A 16718-nucleotide genomic window follows, 5' to 3' on the forward strand; every position below is an offset into this window, starting at 1 on the left:
CATTCCCGGCGTCGGGGGTGGCGGCGGCGGCCCGGGCGGCGGCGGCGGTTGCGTCGGCAACGTCTGCGGCGGTTACTGATAGCTCGCCGAGCCGGCGCTGACGCGCCGCGACATGGACTTGCTCCCGTAGTCGGCGGGGCTGGGATCACCTGGCCCCGCCGGCTGAAAACCTGACCGCCGCCGAGCGTTCTGGCCCGATCACCTAGGCCGGGCCCCCCATTCGCGTTATGGTTCTGCCCAACTCGGATGCAAGGGGACCTCGATGGCGAAGCTCAGGTTTGGATACTTCATCGCCCCGTTCCATCGGGCGGGGACGAACCCGACCCTCGCGTTGCAGCGCGACCTCGAGTTCATCGAGCACCTCGACGCCCTCGGCTTCGACGAAGTGTGGATGGGCGAGCACCATTCGGCCGGCAGCGAGATCATCAGCTCGCCGGAGGTGTTCATCGCCGCGGCGGCCGAGCGCGCCAAGCGGATTCGCTTTGGCACCGGCGTCATTTCGCTGTCGTACCACAACCCGCTCTGGGTCGCCGACCGGCTGATGTTGCTGGATCACCTCACCCACGGCCGGATCATCGGCGGCGTGGGACCGGGCTCCCTGCCCAGCGACTCGTCCATGATCGGACTCACCCCGACCGACACGCGCGAGCTGCTCGAAACGAACCTCGACATCGTCGTCCGGCTGCTGGCGGGGGAGACCGTGAGCGCCAAGACGGCCACGCATCAGCTGTTCGACGCCAAGTTGCAGCTCGCCCCCTATTCCGACGGCGGCATCCCGCTGTCCGTCGCCGCGGTCGCGTCGCCGACGGGCGCGCGGCTGGCCGGCAAGCATGGCATCGGCCTGCTGTCCATCGGGGCGACGCTGACCGTCGAGGGCTTCAACGCGCTCTCCTATCACTGGGGCATCGTCGAGGAGCGCGCGGCGGCCTTCGACACCCGGGTCGACCGCAAGAACTGGAGCCTGGTCGGGTTGTTCCACCTCGCCGAAACCGAAAAGCAGGCCCGCGAGGAGGTCAAGTTCGGCATCGAGCCGTGGTTCCGCTACTTCCAGAAGGTGGCCGCCTTCCCGCAGATGACGATGCCCGGCGAGCAGCTCGACGAGATGATCGACGTCATCAACGACAACGGCGCGGGCGTGATCGGCACGCCCGAGCGGGCGCGCGAGCAGGTGCAGCGGCTGTGGGATCAGTCCGGCGGCTTCGGCTGCATGCTGCAGATGGGCCACGAGTGGGCCAACCCGGCCGCCACCAAACGCTCCGCCGAGTTGTTCGCCGCCGAGGTGATGCCGCATTTCCAGGGCCAGGCGCAGCCGACGCTGGACGCCGCCGCGCGTGCCGGGCAGGCCCGCGAGACATTCGCGCAATCCCAGTTGGACGCCGTCGCGCACATGACCAAGAAGTATCAGGACGAGGTCGACTCGAAGTAGCGCTCCCGCCCGAAAGCGTGCCGGCGCGACGGTGCGGCCGTCACGCGCCTTGTCTACCGACCGCCGTTCGATTCCCGCTCGGCCGCCTTGACCAGCCGGCCGGCGAAGAAGCGGACCGCCCCGCCCATGGCGGCCCGCATCACCGGACCGGTGCCGCGCACCCCCTCGGTGAACGATCCGGTCCAGCGGATGTCGGTGCCGCCCAACGGGTTCGGCGTGAAGACCACCTCGCCCGAGTAGTCCTTGGCGGGGGTCGGCGGACCGACGAGTTTGTAGGCGTGCCGGCGGTCCTGCTCGTATTCGACGGTCTCCTCCTGCACCAGGACCGGCCACATGCCCACCTTGCGCACCGCGCCGATGCCGCCGGGTGCGGGATCGCCCTGCCGCGCCCAGCTCGAGTGGACGACGATGGGCTTGGCCCACTTCGACCAGTTGGCGCCGTCGGTCACCAGCCGGAACAGCGTCGCGGCGGGCGCGCTGCTGGTCCGGTTGATCTCGAATGAATACGTCCTGCCTGACATGACCCAACTCCCGGTGCAATCGTCGACGACCCTGCGTGCCGCTCGCGCGTAGGCTACCGCCCACGCCCGGCGGGTCTTCCCCGGCCGTCCGCGGGAGGCAGTGGCGCGCGAGCGCGGCCGCTTACGGCGCGCGGGGCCTGATGCCCGAATTCGGTTCCCACCGAACGGCCTTCGCCCGCGGCGTGCCGACCATCACCTTCACAACCGGGTGGTCGCCGCGGTCGCCTTGCCTACAGTGGGGTCATGGAATCCGGTTTCCGGCAGCACACCGAGGGCGTCCCCGGGCTGCTCAGGATCGAGGACTGCCTGGACGCCGACGGCAACATCATGCCGCCGCCGGACGTCACGCTGATCTCGCTGATCGACCGCAACATCGCCAACGTCGGCGACGCCGTGGCGTACCGCTTCCTGGACTACAACCGTTCGCCCGACGGGGCCGTCGAAGAGGTGACGTGGGACCGGTTCGGGGTCCGGCTGGAGGCCATCGGCGCGCGCGTCCAACAGGTCGCCGGGCGCGGCGAGCGGGTCGCGGTCCTGGCGCCGCAGAGCCTCGATTACGTGATGGGTTTCTATGCGGCGATCAAGGCCGGAACCATCGCGGTGCCGCTGTTCGCGCCCGAACTGCCGGGCCACGCCGAACGTCTCGACACGGCCCTGCGCGATTCGCGCCCGACGGCGGTGCTGACCACGTCGGCCGCGCGGGGTGCGGTCGAGGGTTTTCTGAGCACCCTGCCGCAATCGCAGCGGCCGCGGGTCGTCGTCATCGACGAGATCCCAGACTCGGCGCGCGCGTCGTTCGCGCCCACCGAGCTGCGCCACGACGACGTCTCCCACCTGCAGTACACGTCGGGCTCCACGCGGCCCCCGGTCGGCGTCGAGATCACCCATCGTGCGGTCGGCACCAACCTCGTGCAGATGATCCTGTCGATCGACCTGCTGGACCGCAACACCCACGGCGTGAGCTGGTTGCCGCTCTACCACGACATGGGCCTGTCGATGATCGGCTTCCCGGCGGTGTACGGGGGACACTCCACGCTGATGTCGCCGGCCGCCTTCGTCCGCCGCCCGCAACGCTGGATCAAGGCCCTGTCGGCCCAGGCGGGGCGCGCCGTCACCGCGGCGCCGAACTTCGCCTACGAATGGGCCGCCCAGCGGGGGGTGCCCGCGCCCGGCGACGATGTCGACCTGAGCAACGTGGTGCTGATCATCGGGTCGGAACCGGTCAGCATCGAGGCGATCAACGCCTTCAACAAGGCCTTCGCCCCGTACGGGCTGCGGCCGACGGCGTTCAAGCCTTCCTATGGCATCGCGGAAGCCACGCTGTTCGTCGCGACCATCGCGCCCGACGCCGAGGCGACGCCCGCGTACTTCGACCGCGAGGAGCTGGGCGCCGGCCGCGCGGTGCGGGTCGCGCCGGACGCCCCGACAGCGGTGGCGCAGGTGTCCTGCGGCCAGGTGGGCCGCAGCGAATGGGCCGTCATCGTCGACCCTGACACCGGGACGGAGCTGGCCGACGGTCGCGTCGGCGAGATCTGGCTGCAGGGCAACAACGTCGGCCGGGGCTACTGGGGGCTGCCCGACGACACCCGGCGCGCGTTCGGCGCCCGCTTGCGATCGCGGCTCGACGAGGGCAGCCACGCCGAGGGTTCGACGGCCGACCGGGCGTGGCTGCGGACCGGCGACCTGGGCACCTACCTCGACGGCGAGCTCTACGTCACCGGCCGGATCGCCGACATGGTCACCGTCGGCGGCCGCAACCACTACCCCCAGCACATCGAGGCGACCGTCGCCGAGGCGTCGCCCCTCGTCCGGCGGGGATACGTCACCGCGTTCGCGGTGCCCGCCGGGGACGCCGGACAACAACTGGTGATCGTCGCCGAACGGGCGGCCGGCACCAGCCGCGCCGACCCACGACCGGCCGTCGACGCCATCCGGGCCGCGGTCTCGCGCCGCCATGGGCTGCCCGTCGCCGACGTGCGGTTCCTGCCGGCCGGCGCCATTCCCCGCACCACCAGCGGCAAACTGGCGCGCCGGGCGTGCCGCGCGCAGTACCTGAGCGGCGGCCCGGTCGTCCACTGACGTCCGGCGGCGCGGAACCGGCGAAAACGCGCTGCCCACCGGCGCCGCTGTCCTAGTCTCCACTCGGAGGAGCGACGATGGTGCTCAAGATTGCGGTATCGGCGGACCAGATTCACGGCGACGTGGATACCGGCTACGGGAAGGTCGCCGACGCCTTCCGCGCCAGCTTCCGCGACGGCGCGGAGGTGGGGGCGGCGGTCGCCGTCTACCGCGACGGGGTCAAAGTGGTCGACCTGTGGGGCGGCTACCGCAACGGGGTGGCCAGACAACCCTGGCAGCCCGACACGATGGTGAACATGTTCTCCACGACCAAGGGGGTCGCCGCCCTGGTCATGGCCGTCGCGGTGTCCCGCGGACTGTTCTCCTATGACGCCCGGGTCGCCGACTACTGGCCGGAGTTCGCGCAGGCGGGCAAGGGCGATGTGACGGTCCGCCAGCTGCTGGGACATCAGGCCGGCCTGTGCGCGCTCAAGCCCAAGCCGGCGCTGTCCGACGTCGCCGACCCGGACAGGCTCGCACCGATTCTGGCGGGCCAGGTACCGGCGTGGCGACCGGGCACCCGGCACGGCTACCACGCGATCACGCTCGGCTGGTACGAGTCCGAACTGATCCGCCGGACCGACCCGGCGGGCCGCACGCTGGGCCGCTTCCTGGCCGACGAGATCGTCCGGCCGCTGGGTCTCGACATGCACATCGGCTTGCCGGATTCGGTCGACCGGGAGCGGGTTGCGCACGTCCACAATTGGGTGCGCGCCGAAACGCTGCTGCATCTCAAGGTGATGCCGCCGGGATTCGTGGGTGCCTCGCTCAACCCGGTCGGCCTGACGGCGCGCACCATCGCCGTCCCGCGTGGCGTCAACGCGTTCAACGGCGACTACAACCGCGACGACGTGCGGGCGGTCGAGATCCCGTCGGCCAACGGCATCGGCACCGCCCGGTCGGTGGCGCGCATGTACGGCAGCGCGGCCACCGGCGGGGCCGGGCTCGGCCTGGCCGGGGACATCCTCGAGGCGCTGGCCGCACCGGGGCAGGCGCCGAGCCGGGGCATTCGCGACAAGGTGATGGACGTGGACGTCGCATATTCGCTCGGCTTCTGTAAACCCGTGCCGCACTTCGCCTTCGGCTCCTCCGACCGGGCCTTCGGAACTCCGGGCTTCGGTGGGTCGTTCGGCTGCGCGGACCCGGACACCGGCGTCGGCTTCGCCTACGTGATGAACCGGCTGGGTTTCCACCTGTGGAGCGACCCGCGCGAGCTCGCGTTGCGGCAGGCGCTGTTTCGCGATGTGCTCGGCGTGCGGCCACAGACATGAGGCCGGCGGGAGCGCGCCCGCCGGGGTGACGGTGCCGAGATCGCATGGGGGATCGCCGGGGGATCCGCAACATCAGCACCAGGAGGCGCGATGGTCGACCCGCCCCCCGACGAGGAACGGCTCGCCGGCCGCACCGACTCGCCGGACCGCTCCACCCCGGTCCGGCCGTCGATCGTGTATCCGCCCGCGGGCGCTCCCAACGTCGTCGTGGCACTGCTCGACGACGTCGGATTCGGGGCCGCATCGACTTTCGGTGGGCCGGTGCCGACACCGGCGCTGGACCGGGTCGCCGGCGCGGGGTTGCGCTACAACCAATTCCACACGACCGCGTTGTGTTCTCCGACGCGCGCCGCGCTGCTGACCGGACGCAACCATCACAGCGCGCACATGGGCACCATCTGCGAGATCGCGTACGGGCTGCCCGGGTACGACAGCGTGATACCGCAAAGCACCGCCACGGTCGCAGAGGTGTTGCGGTTGAACGGCTACAGCACGGCGCTGTTCGGCAAGGCGCATTTCACCCCGACGTGGGAGACCGGCCCCGCCGGCCCGTTCGACCGCTGGCCGACCGGTCTGGGATTCGAACGCTTCTACGGTTTCCTGGGTGGGGACACGTCCCAGTACGAACCCGCGCTCTACGACCAGATCACACCGATTGAGCCGTACGCCGGACGCGACGACTACCACCTGACGGAGGATCTCGCCGACCGGGCGATCGAGTGGATCCGGCTGCAGCAGACGTCGGCGCCGGACAAGCCGTTCTTCGTCTACTTCGCGCCCGGCGCCACCCACAGCCCCCACCACGTGTGGCCGGAATGGTCGGACCGATTCGCCGGTCATTTCGACGACGGCTGGGATGCGTTGCGGGAACGCACACATGCGCGCCAGCTCGAGATGGGCATCATCCCCTCTGGGACACGGCTGACGCCGCGCCCCGAGCAGATACCGGCCTGGGCCGACTACGACGACCGCTACAAGCCGGTGGCCCGGCGACTGATGGAGGTCTACGCCGGGTTTTTGGCCCACACCGACGCCCAGATCGGGCGGATCGTCGACGCGCTCGACGAGTTGGGGCAATGGGACGACACGCTTTTCATCTACCTGTGCGGCGACAACGGCGCGTCGGGGGAAGGAACGCTGCACGGCGCCTGGAGTTCACCGGCTTTCCAGAACGGGATGCCCGAAGACCCCGAATGGCTGCTGGCGCACATGTCCGACTTCGGCACGCGACGATGCGAGAACCATTACAACGTCGGCTGGGCGTGGGCGCTCGACGCCCCGTTCCAGTGGATGAAGCAGGTGGCATCGCATTTCGGCGGAACCCGTAACGGGCTGGCGATCTCGTGGCCGCGCGGCATGACGGCGGCGGGGGAGCAGCGCGGCCAATTCCACCATGTCATCGACATCGCTCCGACCATCCTCGAAGCCGCCGGCGTCGAAATGCCGGCACGCGTCAATGGTGTCGAACAAAAGCCGGTCGAGGGCGTCAGCATGAGGTACTCGTTCGACGACGCCGCCGCGGCCAGTCGGCGCACCACCCAATATTTCGAGATCTTCGGCAATCGCGCTGTGTACCAAGACGGTTGGATCGCCGCGTGTTTTCACGGCCGGCTGCCCTGGGTACGCGCCCAGCGCGCGACACCGTTCGGCGACACCGAACGCTGGGAGCTCTACCACCTGACCGAGGACTTCAGCCAGGGCGTCGACCTTGCCGCCCAACACCCCGACAAGCTCGCCGATCTTCAGGCGGTATTCGACGCGGAGGCAAGAAAATACGACGTCTACCCACTCAGCGACGCGACGCTGGCGCGCGCGCTGCCCGCCAACCGGCCAAGCCCGCTGGCCGGGCGCACCTCGGTCACCTACTACCCCGGGCAGGTGCGCATCCCCGAACCGGTGACGCTGGGCTATACCAGCACCTCGTTCGAGCTGATGGCGCATCTGTTCATACCGCCCGGCGGCGCCCAGGGGGTGATCATGAGCATCGGTGGCGCGATGGCCGGATGGAGTCTGTACCTCAGCGACGGCGTTCCGCACTTCGTCTACAACTACTTCGGCCGCGAGCTCACCACTGTCGCAGCCACCGGGCCGCTATCGGAAGGCCCAGTCGCGCTGCGGCTTTCGTTCGACTACGACGGCGGCGGGCTCGGCAAAGGCGCCTCGGTGTCGCTGCGTGCCGGGGACACCGAGGTGGCCAGCGGCCGCGTCGACCGCACGGTGCCCTTCCGGTTCTCGATGAGCGGCGAAACCTTGGATGTCGGCACCGACACCGGCTCCCCGGTTGTGCCGTACGGGCACGACGTCCGGTTCACGGGCCGGATCGACCGGATCGACGCCACCGTGTTTCCGCAGCCGGCCGATCTGGCCGCGGCGATCGCCGAGGCGGAGCTGCGCGCGGCTCAGGCAGCGCAATAAATGCTCGCCGTCTGGGGCGACCTCATTCCGTTGATCCTCGGCAGCGCGCTGGAACCGGTCGAGATCGTCATCACGATCATGCTGCTGGGCACCCCGTCGCGGGTGCGAGCCGCGGGCGCCTGGGTCGCCGGGCACCTCAGCACGCGCCTGCTGCAAGGCCTCGTCTTCGGCTCGATCCTGCATTGGGGATCCCGCAATGCCGACTCGAGTCGCCAGCACCACTGGGTGGTTTCCGCCGTGCTGTTGGTGGTGGCCGTGCTGTTTCTCGTCACGGCGGCGCGGGCGCTGTTCACCGACGACGATCCCAACGCGCCACCGTCGAAGTGGATGACCATGCTGACGTCGGCCACCCCCGCCAAGGCCTTCCTGATCGGCGCCGGCGTCATCACCGTCTCGGTCAAGGCCTGGGTTTTCACGCTCGCGGCGATCGGAGTGATCGGCGACGCGAATTTGAGCCGGCCCGCCAACGTCGGCTCGTACGTCGTTTTCGTGGCGCTGGCCGCAAGCGCGAACCTGCTCATCGTCGGTGTCGCCGCGATCTTCCCCAGCCGATCACGCTCGCTGCTGGACCGCGTCCTGCGCTGGCTGCAGGAGCATGACCGGTACCTCGTGATCGTGGTGGGCTTGATTTTCGGAGTCTGGTTCGGAGCCAAAGCCCTTCGCGGCTTGGGGATTCTGTGAGACCACCACCGCGGTCACGAGGGCGGCGCGGCCGGGCGGCGGCGCATCCAGAAGGTGTAGAGCGCTCCGATGACGGCGGTGACGAGACCGTAGAGCGCAACGGCGCCGTGTTCGTCCGCGTTGGGGAAGTTCGCCGACGCGATGGTCAGTGCCGTTGCGGGGTGGCGGCAGCTGCTGGCGAAGGCCAGCACCGCCGACGACTGACGTTCGGGCCCGCCCAGCACGTGCCCGACGGCGAGCGTGCTGCCCACGAACAACACCATCGCCACCAATGTCGATTCGCCCAGGAGCTTCCACATGCTCGGCGCCGCGGCGATCAACAGAACGACCATGGCCGCGGGCAACGCCCACCGCTGCACGCGATCGATCGGGCGTTCTATGCGGTCCGCGAGTGCCGGCCAGCGCGTACGGATCGCCACGCCCGCGGCGAGCGGCGCCAGCACCGACATCAGCATCAGTTGCGCGATGGCCCAGGGGCTTGCGACGTACTGATGCCCGAACACCCGTCCCACCAGCGGCGCCGCCACGGAGATCACCGGGACGGCGAGGACGGCGAGCACGACGACGAGGCCGAGCCCGTATTGCTCCCGCCCACCGGCCTTCTCTCCCCGCCGCGGCAGCAGCGGCGGCAGCGGTGAGATCGCCAGCGTGACCAGCGCGATGGCCACCGTGGGCCGCAGACTCAGCGCGCTGACCAGAACCGCGGCGATCACCGGCGCGACGAGGAGCACGGAAAGCAACGAACGGGTCAGCAGATCCGGCAGTCGCAGCACGTAGGTGACATCGGCGAACCGCGCGGTCAGCCCGTACCCCAGAATCACCACGAAGAGGCTGATTTGAAAGGCCAGCCGCGCCGCATCGGCCATGGTCACAGGGGCCAGCCTGCCATGCCCGGCTGAGAAGGGGACGCAGATGGCCGGGGTCCCACGCTCGACGTGCAAGCCGGCCATCCGCTGGTGGCATCCTGGCCGTGTGGGTTTACTCATCCGGTTGGCCGAGCTGTTGATCGTGATCCTGCCCCTGGCCGGTGCCACCGTCGCCGCGGTGCGCGCGTTCGGCGCCAATCGCCGCCGGCCCGCGCCGCAGCCGCGTGCCGACCGGGCCGAAGCCCCGCCGACCGGAGACCATCACGTCGCACAATGGGCCTCCCTGCGCCGGGTCATCGAGGAGCACAGCCGCACCGACGGGCGCTGGCTCGAGTACGAACTCGACGTGGCCAAGCTGCTCGACTTCCCGCTCATGACGGACATGCGCGACCCGCTCACGATCGCGTTCCACAAGGCCAAGCTCCGAGCCGACTTCTTGCGGCCCGTCAAGGCCGAAGACCTCCTCGACGATCGCGAATCCGCCGCGCAATACCGGGCGGCCGTCGAGGACTACGTGACCGCCTTCAACGCCGCCGAGACGGAAGCGCGGCGCCGGCGCCGCAGCGACTTCTCCCGGCCGGACCAACAGCGCATCGCGCGGGCCGAAAACCTGCTACGGGTGGCGTCGGACACCGCCGCGACCGCACAGGAACGTCGGCACGCCTACGACTTCGCCCGCAGAGAACTCGAGGGGCTGGTCGTGCTACCCGCCACGACGCAGGCGCGCCTCGAGCGCGGGATTTCCGGCGAGCTAGAGAGTTAGGCCGCCGGACCGCGGCCGGTAGCCGATGACCGGTAGCGATGACCTTCGCCTCTTACCCGTTGTGTGCCGGTGGCGGCACCATGGCCGCGTACGCCACCCGGAAGACCAGCGAGCCGCTAGGAGCACGCCATGATCGAATACGACCTGGACACCGAGCATTCGATCCTGGAAGTGCGACCGAAGGCCGCGCTCGACAAGAGCGATTTCGACGAACTCGCCAAGGCCGTCGATCCTCAGATCGCGGCGAAGGGCGACCTCGCCGGCCTCATCATCAGCGCGGCGTCGTTCCCCGGCTGGGACAGCTTCGGGGCGATGGTCACTCACTTACGCTTCATTCGCGACCACCAAAAGCACATCAAGAAGATCGCGGTGGTCACCGACTCGCCGCTGGGGGACGTCGCCGAACATCTGACCGCACACTTCGTGGCGGCCGAAATCCGGCACTTTCCCGCCGGTCAAATCGATCGGGCGCGACAGTGGATCAACGGCTCCTGATCGCTTGCGGCTGGGCTCAACTCGGGGCGCGAAGCGACGCGACCGGCGGGCGAGTTCTTCGACGAGGCGACGATGGCACGGGTCGCGGCGGTTCCGCCAGCCGGCCGCCCCTGACCGCGGCGCGTGTCACGATGCTCCGATGACCGCGACTCCCGACCCGCCTTTGGCCGGACCCGGCGGATGCGAGGGCCTCGCGGGATTTCCGATCACGCCGCCACCGCTGCGCGGGCCCGTTACGTTCGACCAGCGCTGGCGCGATCTGACCTTTCTGCACTGGCCGGTGCGGCCCGCCACCGTCGAAACCATGTACCCACCGGGCACCCGGCCCGACGTCTTCGCCGACGGAATGACGTACGTCGGTTTGGTCCCGTTTGTCATGGACAGCACCAAAGTCGGCTCCTCGCTTCGGCTTCCGTACTTCGGCAGCTTCCCCGAGACCAACGTCCGGCTCTACTCCGTCGACGGCTCCGGCCGGCACGGTGTGCTGTTCCGGTCGCTGGAGACGGCGCGGCTGGCCGTCGTGCCGGTCGCCCGGGCCGTCCTCGGCGTCCCGTACACCTGGGCGGCGATGCGGGCGACCCGGCACGGCGACCGCGTCGCGTATGCCAGCGTGCGCCGCTGGCCCCGCCGCGGCGTGCGCTGCCGCATCGAGGTCGCCGTCGGCGCCCCCGTGGAACCGACGCCGCTGGAAGTGTGGCTCACCGCCCGATGGGGCGCGCACACCCGCAAGGCCGGCCGGACCTGGTGGATACCGAACGAGCACGAAACCTGGCCGTTGCGGGCGGCCGACATCGTCGAGCTGGACGACGAGCTGGTGGCGGCCGCGTCGGTGCGGCCCGCCGGCGAGCGGCTGCGCGCGCTCTTTTCGCCCGGCGTGCGAACGCGCTTCGGCCGCCCGAGCCGCGTCGCATAGCTACGGGCAGGTGTATCCGCCGTCGATCACGATGTCGGAGCCGGTCATGTAGCTGGAGGCCTCGCTGGCGAGGTAGAGGTACAGGCCGGTGAGTTCCTCGGGGCGGCCGATCCGCCCGAGCGGTATCTTCGGCTCCCACAGGCGGTGGTATTCGGTCAACGGCTCCACGAGTTCGGTGAGAATGTAGCCCGGGCTGACGCTGTTGACCCGGATGTTGTGCGGCGCGAATTCGACGGCCATGGCCTTGGTCAGGTGGATCACGGCCGCTTTGGACGCGCAGTAGTGACCCACTTGCTGCGGGACGTTGATGATGTGACCCGACATCGAGGCCGTGGTGATGATGGCGCCGCCGTGACCCTGCCGGACCATCGACCTGGCGGCCGCTTGCGCGGTGAGGAAAACGCCTGTGACATTGGTTTTCTGGATGCCCTCGAACTCGTCGAGCGACATGTCGAGCATCCCGTTCACGGTGATGCCGCCGGCGTTGCAGACCGCGATGTCGACGCCGCCCAGCTCCCCGGTGACCCGCTCGAGCATGTCGGTCACCTGGTCGGGTTGCGTCACGTCGCAGACGATCGGCACCACCTTGCCCTCGCCGTCCGCCGCGATCTCGCGGGCCACCCGCTCCAGACCGTCGGCGCGCCGCGCGGCGATGGCCACGTCGGCACCCGCTTGCAGGTAGGCCTGCGCCACCTCCTTGCCGATGCCGCTGGAGGCCCCCGTTATCAGGGCGCGCTTGCCGCGCAGATCGAACAACTTCAAGACGTTCATGCGATATCCCTATTCAGACGAGCCGTAACGGAAACACGTTCTAGTGTGTCCGCCATGGGCAAATTCACCAGGGCCGAAATCGAGCAAGCCGTCGAAAACTACACGCGGGTGGTGGAGGGGTGCAGCGCCTCGGGCGACTGGCGACCCTTCGCGGATCTCTTCACCGAGGATGTTGTCTACACCGAACATCACTACGGGGTGTTTCACGGCCGCGAGGCCGTGCGGGACTGGATCGTCGCCGTCATGGCGCCGTTCCCGCACATGCGATTTCCGTCCGATTGGACCGCCTATGACGAGGACAACGACGCCGTCGTCGTGATGATCAAGAATCTGCTCGACCACCCGACGGATCCCCAGGGGGAACCTTTTTGGTTCCCGAACTGGACCCGGCTGGTCTACGCCGGGGACGGTTTGTTCTCCAGCGAGGAGGACATCTACAACCCGAACCGGGACGCCCCCGGTGTGGTGGCCGCCTGGCTACAGGCCGGCGGCCGGCTCGAGTCCGAGGAGATCCTGCAGCCGGGCGCCTGAGCGGTCGCCACCTGGTGCCTAGGCGGACGACAGGTCCGGCTGCCGCCCGCGGCGCCGCGACCGCACGGCCGCCAGCGCCTGTTCCCACGCCAGCAGCGTGGCGGCCTTCAGGTTGGCCGGCTTCACACTCTCCTTGGACAGCAGCGCGGTTGCCGCCGCCTTCGTGGTGGCCGACGCCTTCGACATGTGGCCGGAGTCGAACGGCGGCTGCGGATCGTATTCGAGCGCGAGTTGGATTGCCTTGGCGCGGTTTTCGCCGCCGATTTGCCCGGCCAGCCAGAAGGCGAGGTCGAGTCCCGCGGAAACGCCCGCGCTGGTGACGATGTCGTCTTCATGCACCACGCGCTCGTCGGCCACCGGGACAGCGCCGAACGCCTTCAGCGCGGGAATGGTCAGCCAGTGCGACGTCGCCCGCCGCCCGTCGAGCAGGCCGGCGGCGGCCAGGATCACCGAACCCGAGCACACCGACGTCGTCCATCGGGCGGTCCGATGGGCCCGCCGCAGCCAGTCCAGCAGCGCCTCGTCCCGGGCATGCACCGGCGTCGACGGGCCGCCCGGCACGAGAATCACGTCGGGCGAAGGGGTTTCGGCCAGCGAGTGGGTGGCCCCGATGACCAGCACGCCCGAGTCCGCGGTGATCGGCCCCGTCTGGTGCCAGACGAACCGCACCTCGGCGTCCGGCAGGTTGCGCAGCACCTCGTACGGGCCGATCATGTCGAGCGCGGTGAATCCCGGATACGTCACGATCGCGATCTGCGTCATTGGGTGCCGTCCTTTCTGGTCAGGCGAAGGCTTTGCGGTATTGGTCGGGCGGGATGCCGACCCGGCGAAGGAAGTTGCGCCGCATCGTTTCCGCCGTACCGAAGCCGCAGCGGGTAGCGATCGCGACGACGGTGTCGTCGGTCTCCTCCAACTGCCGGCGCGCGGCCTCGGTGCGGATCCGCTCGACGTATTGGCCGGGCGCCTCGCCGACCTCGGCGGTGAACACGCGGGTGAAGTGGCGCGGGCTCATCGCCGCCCGGCGGGCCAGCTCGTCGATGCTGTGCTCGCTGCCGGGTTCCGCCTCGATCGCCTCCTGCACCGCGCGGATCGAATTCCGTTTGGCGCGCGGCATCCACACCGGCGCCGCGAACTGCGTCTGCCCGCCGGGGCGGCGCAGGTACAGCACCAGCCAGCGGGCGACGGTCTGTGCGACCTCGGTGCCATGGTCGTCCTCGACCAGCGAGAGCGCCAGGTCGATCCCCGCGGTGACGCCCGCGGCCGTCCACACGGCATCCGAGCTCCGGACGAAGATCGGATCGGCGTCGACGTCGATCGCCGGGAACTCGCGGGCCAGCCGGTCGGCGAACGCCCAGTGCGTGGTCACCCGGCGCCCGTCCAGCAGCCCCGCCTCGGCGGCCAGGAATGCGCCGGTGCAGACCGTGACCACGCGGCGGGCCGCTCCCGCGACGGCTTTGATCCAGCCGATCAGCTCGGCATCCGACCGCGCCGCGTCGACGCCCCCGCCGCCGGGCAGCACGACCGTGTCAATCTTCTCACTGGGGTCCCCGGGTTCCGGCAGCGGCGCCGCGACGAAGGCCAGGCCGGTCGGCGTCGCCACGGGCCGGCCGCCGACCGAGGCCACGACGACGTCGTAGCCGCCCCCGGTGAGGAGCGCCGCGCCGGTGAAGACGTCGTGCGGTCCCACCACGTCGAGCCCCTGCACGCCGGGGAAACCGGCGATGACCACCTTGCGAGCCATGGACTCAAGTGTTCGGCACCGCAGGCGTGTCGTCTACGCCATGCAACCCACCAATTAGGACATGGGACCTGGCCCATGGCGGCCGCGACGGGCTTGGCAGACTGTCGGCATGGCACAGATAACGTTGCGTGGAAATCCGATCAACACCGTCGGCGAGCTGCCTGCCGTCGGATCTTCGGCGCCGGCCTTCACCCTGACGGGCGGCGATCTGGGGGCGGTCAGTAGCGACCAGCTCGACGGTAAAGCCGTGGTGCTCAACATCTTCCCGTCCGTGGACACGCCGGTCTGCGCGGCGAGCGTCCGGATCTTCAACGAGCGCGCCGCCGCCGGCGGCGCCACGGTGGTGTGCGTGTCGAAGGACCTGCCGTTCGCGTTCGCGCGGTTCTGCGGGGCGGAGGGCATCGAGAACGTCACGACGGCGTCGGCGTTCCGCAGCAGCTTCGGCGAGGACTACGGCGTCACCCTCAAGGACGGCCCGATGGCCGGGCTGCTCGCCCGGGCGATCGTGGTGGTCGGCCCCGACGGCAAGGTCACCTACACGGAGCTGGTCCCGGAGATCGCCCAGGAGCCCAACTACGACGCGGCGCTGGCCGCGGCGGGCTGACCTCGGCTAATCGGCCCCGCGTAGAGAGCGGCCGTCGGGCGTGCGTCGCGACGTACCGGCGTCCGCCATCTTGGGCTGTCCCAACGCGCCGGACGCGTGTCAGCCTGACCCTTCCACCGCTCGGGGGTGATCGGGCCGGCGGCAAAGTCAAGGACTGACAAGGTCGTCTCGACGTCAGGAGCCGCCCGAGCTAGGTCCGAGTCGATCCGCGGCCCCCGCCAGCGCTTCGCGGCACCCCGCCCACATCCCCTCGATGATGTCGGCGGCCGGCGGGAGGTCCTGGATCCGCCCGGCCACCTGCCCGGTGTTCGCGACGCTGGCGTCCAAGTCCCCGTCGAAATAAAGTCGCTGCACCCGTTGCAGCGCAGCGGCACCGTCGCCGGAAGACGCTGCGGCGTCCAGCCTCTCGGCGGCGGCCGTCCGGATGACCCGCATCATGCGTGTGCCGTCGAGGGGGAGCAGCACGGTGGACGTCTCGTCGGCCGCGACCACCGCGCTCTTGAGGTTGCCGTGCACCGGGGAATCGGCCGATGCGAGCAGCCGCGTGCCCATTTGCACGCCCTCGGCGCCGAGCACCAGGGCGGCGGCCATCGACCGCGCGTCGCAGATTCCTCCCGCGGCCACGATCGGTACGCCGGCGTGCGCGGCGACCAACGGCAGCAACACCATGGTCGACGCACCGAATCGGTTCTTGAACCCGCCACCTTCGACGCCCTCCACCACGAGCCCGTCCACCCCGGCGTCGATCGCTTTGCGCGCCGCCGCAAGGGTGCCGACCACGTGGAAGACGGTGATGCCGGCATCGTGGAGGCGGGCGGTGAACAGCGCCGGATCACCGGCGGAGGTGGTGACGAACCGAATGTCGTTGGCGACAAGAAGATCCACCGTGGCCGGGTCGCGGTTCATGATCAGCGCGATGTTGGCGCCCACCGGCCGGTCGGTGAGATCCCGGACCCGCCGGAGATCGGCCCGGCCCTGCTCGGAGGTGGTCTCGATGATGCCCAGCGCGCCGGCGTTGGACACGGCCGCGGCCAGCTGGGCGCCGGCGATGTAGGTCATCGGCGCCTGGATGATCGGGATGTCGATCCGCGCGAGTTCGCAGACCCGGTTGGGTGCGGTGCCCGTAATCATGAACCCCGCGGATCGATGAGGTCGCGGAAGCCCGCGGCGGGGTGAACCGCCGCGCCCAGGCCGACCACGCGGTCGGTGAGCCCCCTGTCCGACGTCACCACCCGAATGTCGTGTGGGCGGGGATCGGCTTGGACGCGACGGACGATCTCGTCGTCGGCCGAGTTCGCAGCCGCTTGGGGCGCATAGGCGACCTCGATCACCGACGCGGTGATGGCGGTCGACGGCGGCCGCTCGAACACGACCGTCACGGAGTCTGACTGGGTGGCAGCCCATCGGTCGAGGCGGTCCACCAGCACGACCATGGCGCGGCCGCGGTCCTTCCACCAACCGTCCGGGCGGCTCCCGATCACATTCATGCCGTCCACGATCCACCGCACGCCCTTACGGTAGGGCGGCGTTTCGCCGTGCAAACCACCACCCCGCGTTCAGCGGCGATTTCATTCTTTTCGACCTCAAGTCGTTGGTACGGTC

Annotated in this window: 17 protein-coding genes; 10 read left to right on the forward strand and 7 right to left on the reverse strand. The window is 69.8% G+C overall.

The window, feature by feature from the left end; all coding sequences use genetic code 11:
* Nucleotides 1–262 precede the first annotated feature (262 nt).
* Complete coding sequence (locus HMPREF0591_RS18375; protein WP_007170143.1) at nt 263–1426, forward strand: LLM class flavin-dependent oxidoreductase; 1164 nt, start codon at nt 263–265, stop codon at nt 1424–1426.
* A gap of 53 nt (nt 1427–1479) precedes the next feature.
* On the opposite strand, the gene HMPREF0591_RS18380 is transcribed toward HMPREF0591_RS18375, so the two are convergent.
* Entirely contained in the window at nt 1480–1947 is a 468-nt protein-coding gene (locus HMPREF0591_RS18380) for an SRPBCC family protein (RefSeq protein ID WP_007170144.1), read from the reverse strand.
* A gap of 243 nt (nt 1948–2190) precedes the next feature.
* Between HMPREF0591_RS18380 and HMPREF0591_RS18385 the strand changes: the two genes are divergently transcribed.
* From HMPREF0591_RS18385 to HMPREF0591_RS18400, 4 genes are all read left to right on the forward strand, one after another.
* Nucleotides 2191–4026, forward strand: a complete 1836-nt coding sequence (locus tag HMPREF0591_RS18385) for a fatty acyl-AMP ligase (protein WP_007170145.1) — start codon at nt 2191–2193, stop codon at nt 4024–4026.
* Between the two features lie 77 nt (nt 4027–4103).
* Nucleotides 4104–5336 (forward strand): EstA family serine hydrolase, encoded by a 1233-nt coding sequence (locus tag HMPREF0591_RS18390; RefSeq protein WP_007170146.1) that lies wholly within the window; start codon nt 4104–4106, stop codon nt 5334–5336.
* A gap of 90 nt (nt 5337–5426) precedes the next feature.
* Nucleotides 5427–7751: an arylsulfatase gene (locus tag HMPREF0591_RS18395; protein ID WP_007170147.1), complete on the forward strand. Its 2325-nt coding sequence runs from the start codon at nt 5427–5429 to the stop codon at nt 7749–7751.
* A complete protein-coding gene (locus HMPREF0591_RS18400; protein WP_007170148.1) occupies nt 7752–8432 on the forward strand; it encodes a GAP family protein in 681 nt (226 codons plus the stop codon).
* A gap of 14 nt (nt 8433–8446) precedes the next feature.
* Here HMPREF0591_RS18400 and HMPREF0591_RS18405 read toward each other — a convergent pair whose 3' ends face one another.
* A complete protein-coding gene (locus tag HMPREF0591_RS18405) occupies nt 8447–9298 on the reverse strand; it encodes a bile acid:sodium symporter family protein (protein ID WP_244268981.1) in 852 nt (283 codons plus the stop codon).
* Between the two features lie 106 nt (nt 9299–9404).
* On the opposite strand from HMPREF0591_RS18405, the gene HMPREF0591_RS18410 reads away from it, so the two are divergent.
* The 3 genes from HMPREF0591_RS18410 (at nt 9405) to HMPREF0591_RS18420 (ending at nt 11469) form a co-directional block, all read left to right on the forward strand.
* Complete coding sequence (locus HMPREF0591_RS18410) at nt 9405–10061, forward strand: hypothetical protein (RefSeq protein ID WP_007170150.1); 657 nt, start codon at nt 9405–9407, stop codon at nt 10059–10061.
* A 129-nt stretch (nt 10062–10190) separates the two neighbouring features.
* Nucleotides 10191–10556: a SpoIIAA family protein gene (locus HMPREF0591_RS18415; RefSeq protein WP_007170151.1), complete on the forward strand. Its 366-nt coding sequence runs from the start codon at nt 10191–10193 to the stop codon at nt 10554–10556.
* A 139-nt stretch (nt 10557–10695) separates the two neighbouring features.
* Entirely contained in the window at nt 10696–11469 is a 774-nt protein-coding gene (locus HMPREF0591_RS18420; RefSeq protein ID WP_007170152.1) for a YqjF family protein, read from the forward strand.
* Here the strand turns inward: HMPREF0591_RS18420 and HMPREF0591_RS18425 are convergent, their stop codons facing one another.
* Nucleotides 11470–12240 (reverse strand): SDR family oxidoreductase, encoded by a 771-nt coding sequence (locus HMPREF0591_RS18425; RefSeq protein WP_007170153.1) that lies wholly within the window; start codon nt 12238–12240, stop codon nt 11470–11472.
* A gap of 54 nt (nt 12241–12294) precedes the next feature.
* Here HMPREF0591_RS18425 and HMPREF0591_RS18430 point away from each other — a divergent pair, with 54 nt between their 5' ends.
* On the forward strand, nt 12295–12771 hold the full coding sequence (locus HMPREF0591_RS18430; protein ID WP_040623078.1) for a nuclear transport factor 2 family protein: 477 nt from the start codon (nt 12295–12297) through the stop codon (nt 12769–12771).
* Between the two features lie 18 nt (nt 12772–12789).
* Here HMPREF0591_RS18430 and HMPREF0591_RS18435 read toward each other — a convergent pair whose 3' ends face one another.
* Entirely contained in the window at nt 12790–13533 is a 744-nt protein-coding gene (locus tag HMPREF0591_RS18435) for a DJ-1/PfpI family protein (protein ID WP_007170155.1), read from the reverse strand.
* 19 nt (nt 13534–13552) lie between these two features.
* Nucleotides 13553–14512: a GlxA family transcriptional regulator gene (locus HMPREF0591_RS18440; RefSeq protein ID WP_007170156.1), complete on the reverse strand. Its 960-nt coding sequence runs from the start codon at nt 14510–14512 to the stop codon at nt 13553–13555.
* Nucleotides 14513–14621: 109 nt separating this feature from the next.
* On the opposite strand from HMPREF0591_RS18440, the gene tpx reads away from it, so the two are divergent.
* Entirely contained in the window at nt 14622–15116 is a 495-nt protein-coding gene (tpx, locus tag HMPREF0591_RS18445; RefSeq protein ID WP_007170157.1) for a thiol peroxidase, read from the forward strand.
* Nucleotides 15117–15290: 174 nt separating this feature from the next.
* On the opposite strand, the gene HMPREF0591_RS18450 is transcribed toward tpx, so the two are convergent.
* Together HMPREF0591_RS18450 and HMPREF0591_RS18455 are read right to left on the reverse strand one after the other, a co-directional pair.
* Nucleotides 15291–16247: an NAD(P)H-dependent flavin oxidoreductase gene (locus HMPREF0591_RS18450; protein ID WP_007170158.1), complete on the reverse strand. Its 957-nt coding sequence runs from the start codon at nt 16245–16247 to the stop codon at nt 15291–15293.
* On the reverse strand, nt 16244–16624 hold the full coding sequence (locus HMPREF0591_RS18455; protein ID WP_040623341.1) for an NYN domain-containing protein: 381 nt from the start codon (nt 16622–16624) through the stop codon (nt 16244–16246). The genes HMPREF0591_RS18450 and HMPREF0591_RS18455 overlap by 4 nt, the downstream gene beginning before the upstream one ends.
* Nucleotides 16625–16718 lie beyond the last annotated feature (94 nt).

The organism is Mycobacterium parascrofulaceum ATCC BAA-614 (assembly GCF_000164135.1).
Lineage (GTDB): Bacteria > Actinomycetota > Actinomycetes > Mycobacteriales > Mycobacteriaceae > Mycobacterium > Mycobacterium parascrofulaceum.